Source organism: uncultured Dietzia sp. (assembly GCF_937873725.1).
In the GTDB taxonomy this organism is placed as follows: domain Bacteria; phylum Actinomycetota; class Actinomycetes; order Mycobacteriales; family Mycobacteriaceae; genus Dietzia.
Window position 1 is genome coordinate 1 of record NZ_CALMYY010000012.1, and the last position, 6,668, is coordinate 6,668.

The 6,668-nt window shown below is 69.3% G+C and carries 6 protein-coding genes; 2 read left to right on the top strand and 4 right to left on the bottom strand.

Annotation, left to right across the window (positions count from 1 at the left end; translation table 11 throughout):
• The 4 genes from Q0444_RS00855 to Q0444_RS00870 form a co-directional block, all read right to left on the bottom strand.
• Positions 1 to 559, bottom strand: a 559-nt coding sequence (locus Q0444_RS00855) for an acyl-CoA dehydrogenase family protein (RefSeq protein ID WP_299020643.1), incomplete at its 3' end; no start/stop codon positions are given.
• Positions 560 to 568: 9 nt separating this feature from the next.
• Positions 569 to 1,795, bottom strand: coding sequence for an acyl-CoA dehydrogenase family protein (locus Q0444_RS00860; RefSeq protein ID WP_299020645.1), 1,227 nt, complete (start codon positions 1,793 to 1,795; stop codon positions 569 to 571).
• On the bottom strand, positions 1,792 to 2,643 hold the full coding sequence (locus Q0444_RS00865) for an enoyl-CoA hydratase-related protein (protein WP_299020647.1): 852 nt from the start codon (positions 2,641 to 2,643) through the stop codon (positions 1,792 to 1,794). The genes Q0444_RS00860 and Q0444_RS00865 overlap by 4 nt, the downstream gene beginning before the upstream one ends.
• A 5-nt stretch (positions 2,644 to 2,648) precedes the next feature.
• Entirely contained in the window at positions 2,649 to 4,289 is a 1,641-nt protein-coding gene (locus Q0444_RS00870; protein ID WP_299020648.1) for an AMP-binding protein, read from the bottom strand.
• Positions 4,290 to 4,454: 165 nt separating this feature from the next.
• Here Q0444_RS00870 and Q0444_RS00875 point away from each other — a divergent pair, with 165 nt between their 5' ends.
• Both Q0444_RS00875 and Q0444_RS00880 read left to right on the top strand, forming a co-directional pair.
• Complete coding sequence (locus Q0444_RS00875; protein WP_299020650.1) at positions 4,455 to 5,774, top strand: MFS transporter; 1,320 nt, start codon at positions 4,455 to 4,457, stop codon at positions 5,772 to 5,774.
• Between the two features lie 192 nt (positions 5,775 to 5,966).
• Entirely contained in the window at positions 5,967 to 6,668 is a 702-nt protein-coding gene (locus Q0444_RS00880; protein WP_299020652.1) for a FadR/GntR family transcriptional regulator, read from the top strand.

Below are 6,668 nucleotides of genomic sequence, written 5' to 3' on the forward strand. Positions count from 1 at the left end.
TCGCGAGCTGGCGCGTGCCGTCCAGTTGCTCGCCGACCGTCCGCCGCACGCCGGGCGCCGAGCCCTCGACGAGGGCGAGTTCGGTTCCGTCGGAGCCGTTGGTGACGACGACGACGAGGAGTTCCGCGCTCTGACCGTCCACGACCGCGTGCTGCACCCCTGACAGGAGCAGCTCCCGCTCCCCCACGACCTCGCCGCGGATCGCTGAGCTCGCAATACCCGGCCCGCAGACCAGGGCGGCGGTCCGCGCGCCCGACACGATCCCGGGCAGAACTTCCTCGCGCGTGTCCCGGTCGGCCGCCTCGAGCAGCGCGAGGCCGGCCATCACGACGGAGGAGAAGTAGGGCGCCGACCCCAGAGTGCGGCCGAGGCCCGTCATGACCACGGTCAGGTCACGGAACGTGCCGTCCGCGCCACCCGCGGCCTCGGGGAACGGGATCTCGGTCAGCCCGAGCTCGCGGATCGAGGGCCACACGTCGTCCCCGGGCGCGATCCCCGACCAGACATCGCCGAGCATCTCGGCCAGGTCTTGCTGTTCCACGGTGAGATTGATGGGCATATCCGTCTCCTAACGGGGCTCGCGCGGCAGACCGAGCCCGCGCTCGCCGATGATGTTTCGCTGGATCTCGTCCGAGCCGCCCGCGATGCGATAGCCCGGGGCGCCCAGGAGATGCTGGGTCCAGGCGAACGTGTCTGCCTCGCCCGTGTCGGCGAGGATCCGGTGGCCGAGGAACGACGCCGCCGCATCCCCCACCCGCTTGAGGTTCTGGGTCCACACCAGCTTCCCGATCGACCCCTCGACCCCCGGCACGGCGCCGGCCTGCTCCAGCTCGGCGTACCGGGCCACCATCAGGGCCTGGGCCCTCTCGTAGATGTGGGACTCGGCGATCCGGCCCCGGACGTCCGCCTCCTCGGTGATCCCCAGCGAGGTCGCCAGCCGGATGAGGTCGGCCGTGTTGCCGCCGGCGTCGACGATCCCCGCGCTGGACTGGCGCTCGAACCCGAGGGTGGTGAGCGCGACCTTCCACCCGTCGCCCACCGCGCTCACCCGATACTCGTCCGGCAGCAGGGCGTCGGTGAGGAACACCTCGTTGAACGTCGACCCGCCCGACATCTGGCGGATCGGACGCACCTCGACGCCGGCCAGGTCCATGGGCACCATGAACGCGGTCATGCCCTTGTGCTTGGGCGCGGCCGGGTCCGACCGGGCGATGAGCAGACCCCACTCGGAGAACTGGGCGCCCGAGCTCCACACTTTCTGCCCGTTGATGCGCCAGCTCTCCCCCTCGCGGACGGCCCTCGTGGACAGCCCCGCGAGGTCCGATCCGGCGCCCGGCTCGGAGAACAGCTGGCAGCACAGCTCGTCGGCGCGGAGGAACGGTCGGATGAACCGCTCCTGCTGCCAGACGCTTCCCAGCTCGAGGAGCGTCGGCGCCACCAGCTCGACCGTCACCAGGAGGTTCTCGTGCCGCTCGGGGGTGAGGTACTCGCGCTCCACGCCCGCGTAGATCCGCTCGTGGCTCGCGCTCAAACCCCGACCGCCCCACTTCGCGGCCCACGTCATGGCGCCGAACCCGGCATCCACCCGCTCGGCCTGCCATGCGCGGCCCGCGTCGATCAACGCCCTCTCGTCCTCGTGACCGAGGTTGTGGAAGATCGAGTAGTTCGCCGCCTGCTCCGCCGCGTCCCTGCGGGGCAGTCGGGCGTCGAGCCAGTCGCGACTCGCGGCCTCGAACGCCCGCAGGTCCTCGGTGGCGGCCGGTGCCGTCCCGGCGGGGGTCTCTGTTGCCGTCATGTGGTCACTCCTTGTGCCTCGTCTTCACGGCCTGCATCGTCTGCCCGGCCCGGGCGGTCCGCGCCGGCCATCGCCGCGAGTCGCTGCTCGACGGCGGCCTTGGAATCCGGGTGCTCGGAGAGCCGGACGGTGAAGGACTGCTCGAGCTCGTAGCCGCGCCGGATGTCCAGTCCCTCGCAGCCGTTCAACGACTGCTTGGCGAGAGTCAGCGCGTACCTACTCCTGCTCGCGATCACCTCGGCACGCTCCAGCGCCCTGTCCATCAGTTCGTCGTGGTCGACGATCTCGATCGGCGCGCCCCAGCTCTGGAACGTCGCCGCGTCGACGGCCTCGGCGGTGAAGAACATCCTGCGCATGGCCTGCTCGGGGAGCATCCGCGCGGCGAACCGGCCACCGCCCAGAACCCCGACCTGCATCTCCGGCAGCCCGAAGGTCGCCCGGTCCGAGGCCACCACCAGGTCTGCGCTCGCCATCAGCCCCATCCCGCTGCCCAGGGCCGGGCCGTTCACCGCCACGATCACCGGCAGCCGGCACTCCAGCACCGCGAAGAACGCGCGGCGGGCATCGCGCATCGCGACATCGCCGTTGCCGCCGTCCATCGTCCGGAACTCGCCCAGGTCATTACCGGCGCAGAAGACCCTCCCGCGGCCGGTGAGGATCACCGCGCGGTAGGACTCGTCAGCGGAGAGCTCATCGAAGACCTCGGCGATCCTGCGGTAGGCGTGACCGTCGAGCGCATTGACCTTTCCCCTGGCCAACTCGACCAGCGCGATGCCCTCGCGAATCTCGGTGACCTGCACCGGTTCGGCGACCGTAGTTGTCGTCGTCGTGGCTCTCGTCGTCGTCATCTCTCTCACCTCTCGTGGACGGCCACGACACTCGTGGCCGCCATCTGCTCGGGGGCGGTGGACCTGTCCCGCGTGAAGTCACGGAGAGCGAACTTCTGGATCTTCCCGCTCGCCGTCTTGGGCAGGGCGTCCACCACAAAGACGCTCTCGGGGACCTTCTGCACGGCGACTCCCCGGCCCACGAGGAACTGCCGCACCTCCTCCAGCGACAGATCCGCCCGGTCCCTGGTGACGACGAAGGCGCAGCCCCGCTCCCCCGTGACGCGATCCGGGCCGGCGACCACGGCGACCTCCACGACCAGCGGATGCTCGCTGAGCTGGTTCTCCACGTCGTACGTGCTGATCTTCTCGCCGGAGCGATTGATGATGTCCTTGATCCGCCCGACGATGTGGATGCCGCCGCGCTCGTCGAACCGGGCGAGGTCGCCAGTGCGGAAGAACCCGGACTCGGTGAACGCGTCGTCGTTGAGGGCGGCGTCGAGGTAGCCGAGGCAGGTGTCCGGGCCCCGCCACAGGACCTCGCCGACCTGACCGGTCTCCACGGTGCGGCCGGCCTCGTCCACGATGACCACCTCCGTCGGCGCCAACACCCGGCCGTCCGAATACTTGCGCAGCTCCGGGCCGTCCGCGAGGTTGGCCGAGGTGACCGACGGCCCCTCGGTCGCGCCGTACATGCGGGTGATGGTCCCCAGCCGCTCGTCCGCCTCCGTGACGAGCGCATCCGGGATGTCCGCGCCGCCGCAGATGATGTAGCGGATCGACGGCGTCTCGAGCCCGGAGTCGCGGGCGGCGTCCAGCAGCCCGCGCAGGAACGGCGTCGCGAAGATCATGAAACTCGCCCGCTCGTTCCGGATCTGCCGCAGCGCCTTCTGCGAGTCCCACACATCCTGCAGGACCACCGTCGCGCCGAGCAGGAACGGGAGCGTCAGGGCGCAGTTCACGCCGGTGATGTGGGTGACCGGCGACGGGTTGAAGATGACGTCGGACTCGGTCAGCGCGAACGTGTCGATCATCGACTGGTTCTCGAAGATCAGCGTGTTGTGGCTGTGCAACGCACCCTTGGGGTCGGCGGTGGTTCCCGAGGTGTACAGCAGGAGGCAGACGTCGTCCGGGTCGGGCGATGGCAGATCGCGCACCCGGTCCACCTGGTCGTCCGTCACCGAGTCGAGCAGGGAGGCGAGAGTTTCCACGCCCTCGCGGGGGGTGGAGTCGATGGTGATGAGCAGGTCGAGATCCGGCAGCTCAGGGGCGAGCGCGCGATACATCTCGACGTAGTCGAAGCCCCGGTGCACGCCCGGGATGATCACCACCCGGGACCGCGCCTGTCTGGCGATGAACGTCACCTCGCGCCCGCGGTAGATCGGGACGATCGGGTTGGCGACCGCGCCGATCCGGTGCAGTGCGTGGTAGACGATGACCGCCTCCGCGCAGTTCGGCAGCTGGAACGACACCACGTCTCCCGACCGCACCCCGCGCGCGTCGAGCGCTGCGGCCAGACGCATCGCGTCCCGGTGCACCTCGGAGAACGTCAGCCGTCGGGCGCCGTCCACCACCGCGATGTCGTCGCCCCGGAGTCGGGCCGCACGCTCCACGTAGTAGTCGAGCGACCGGTCCTGCCAGTGACCTGCAGCGCGGAACTCGGACACGCTGCGTCCGTCTGGGAGTCGAGTAGGTCGCATGCTTCTTCCTTCGCAATTCGCTTGCCGAATCTCACCGTCGCGACCTACAGTAACCCACGTCTCGCTAAATATGCACATGTTTTGAGAGGCGCAGAATCCCCCAACTCCCCCCTCACCGGGAAGGTGACTGAAGTGACACAAGCTCAGCCCAAGAAGCGACGGTCCGTGGCGGCCGCAGGTATCGGAACCGTGGTCGAGTACTACGACCTGACGGTCTACGCGTACCTCGCCGTCGTCGTCAGCCCCCTGTTCTTCCCGGGCGACGACCCCACCGCGTCTCTCCTGGCCAGCCTGGCCGTCTTCGCCTCGGCGTACCTCATGCGGCCGATCGGCGGACTGTTCTTCGGTCGCCTGGGCGACCGCTACGGCCGCAAGCGTGCCCTGCTCGTCTCGGTCATCCTCATGGGCCTCGCCACGCTGATCATGGCGTTCCTCCCGACGTACGCGGCAGCCGGCGTCATCGCGCCGATCCTGCTGGTCGTGGCCCGCCTGGCGCAGGGGTTCTCCGCAGGCGGCGAGCTCGGCGGAGCGCTCACCTACGTCTACGAGATCGTCGGACCCCGTCGCCGGGGCCTGGGCGGATCGATCGTCGCGCTCGGCTCCAACACCGGCTTCGCGCTCGCCGCCGTGGTCGTCGCCACCACCTCCGCCCTCACCTCCGACGTCCAGATGACCAGCTGGGGCTGGCGCATCCCCTTCATCGCCGGCCTGCCGCTGCTGGTGCTGTGCCTCTGGCTGCGGTCGCGCATCGAGGACACCCCCGAGTTTGAGGAGGCCGCGGCGTCCTCCGATCTGGCCAAGTCGCCCGTGCGGGAACTCCTCGCCAGCCATCCGATGCAGGTCCTCCAGGTCTTCGGCCTCGGCATCGCGCAGAACGCCACCGGCTACATGGTGCTCACCTACGTCGGCATCCACCTCGTCCGCGAAGGCGGATTCAGCCAGACCGCGGTCACGTGGACCGCGGCCGGCGTCATCGTCTTTGTCGCGTGTCTCATGCCGATCGCAGGACTGCTCGTCGACCGCTTCGGTAGCCGCACCATGCTGACCATCGGCCTGCTGTGGGCCGCCCTCTTCGCGTACCCCGCGATGTCGCTGATGACCGGGCACGGGCTCGCCGTGGCCGGGCTGGCGTTCGCCTTCTTCGCCGTGTGCACCCCGCTCATCCAGGTCAGCACCGCCCCGGTCTTCCCCGAGCTCTTCGACGCGCGGGTGCGCCTCACCGGTGTCGCGCTCGGCTTCAACCTCGCCACCGTGGTGGCGGGCGGAACCGCGGCGTACATCGCCACCTGGCTCATCGACCGGACCGGCGATCCCCTCTCCCCGGCCTACTTCCTCATCGGCACGAGCGTCATCGGCGGGCTCCCCCTCGCCACCATCCGCGGGGCGCTCTACAGGGGTTCCGATCTCCCCCGGGTCGACGGCGACCGCGCCGAGATGGCTCCGGTCCGCTGAGCCCCGGTTTATTGAACCCCGGCCCACTGAGCCCCGGCCCGCTGATCAGGGCGGACGCATCGCGGGGTCGGGACGCATCACCGGGTCGGACCGCGTGGCCTTGAGTAGAGTGATCAGCCATCCGCGCGCCCCGATACCTGGAGACCAATGACCCCCCGAGAATCCGAGACCCCCCGCCCGCGTGGACGCAAGATGTCCGCGCGGGTGGGGAATCTCATCGCCGAGAAGATCTTCTCCGGCGGCCTCGTGGAAGGGCATCGTCTCCCCACCGAGAAAGAGATGATCGAGGAGTACGACGTCGGGCGCACCACGGTCCGCGAGGCGCTCCGGCTACTCGAGAGTCGGGATCTGGTGATGGTCAAGGCCGGCATCGGGGGCGGCCCCATCGCGAAGATGCCGCAACTCGAATCGCTCGGTCAGACGATGAAGCTGTTCTTCCAGCTCAACGGCGCGACCATCAGCGACGTGATCGACGTCCGCCTCATGCTCGAACCGATCGTCGCGCGGGCCGCCGCGGACACCGTCACCGACCACCAGATCGAGATCATGCAGGGCGCCCTCGACCGGATCGTCGAGGACCCCCATAACCATGACGCCTTCCAGCTCAACAACGCGCTCTTCCAACGCACGATCTACGACGCGGTCGGCAATCCCGCACTGAAGATCGTCATGGAGACCCTGTGGCTGCTCGTCCGCGACGCCGAGCCGAGCGAGCACCCGCTCGCGACGCGGATGGACGCGGCCGAACTCCAATCCGACCTGCTCGCCGCGATGCGCAGCCGTGATCCGGATGCGGCCGAGGCCGCGATGGAAGTGTTCGTCGAGCGCTCTGCCCGGTACTACCGCCGCTACCTGGCCGACGTCATCTCCCAGCCCGTGAAGTGGGAGCTCTAG

Bases quoted from the DNA above. Each gene is read 5' to 3' on its own strand.
- Q0444_RS00880 (WP_299020652.1), top strand. From the start codon at position 5,967: ATGTCCGCGCGGGTGGGGAATCTCATCGCCGAGAAGATCTTCTCCGGC.
- Q0444_RS00865 (WP_299020647.1), bottom strand. From the start codon at position 2,643: ATGACGACGACGAGAGCCACGACGACGACAACTACGGTCGCCGAACCG.
- Q0444_RS00860 (WP_299020645.1), bottom strand. From the start codon at position 1,795: ATGACGGCAACAGAGACCCCCGCCGGGACGGCACCGGCCGCCACCGAG.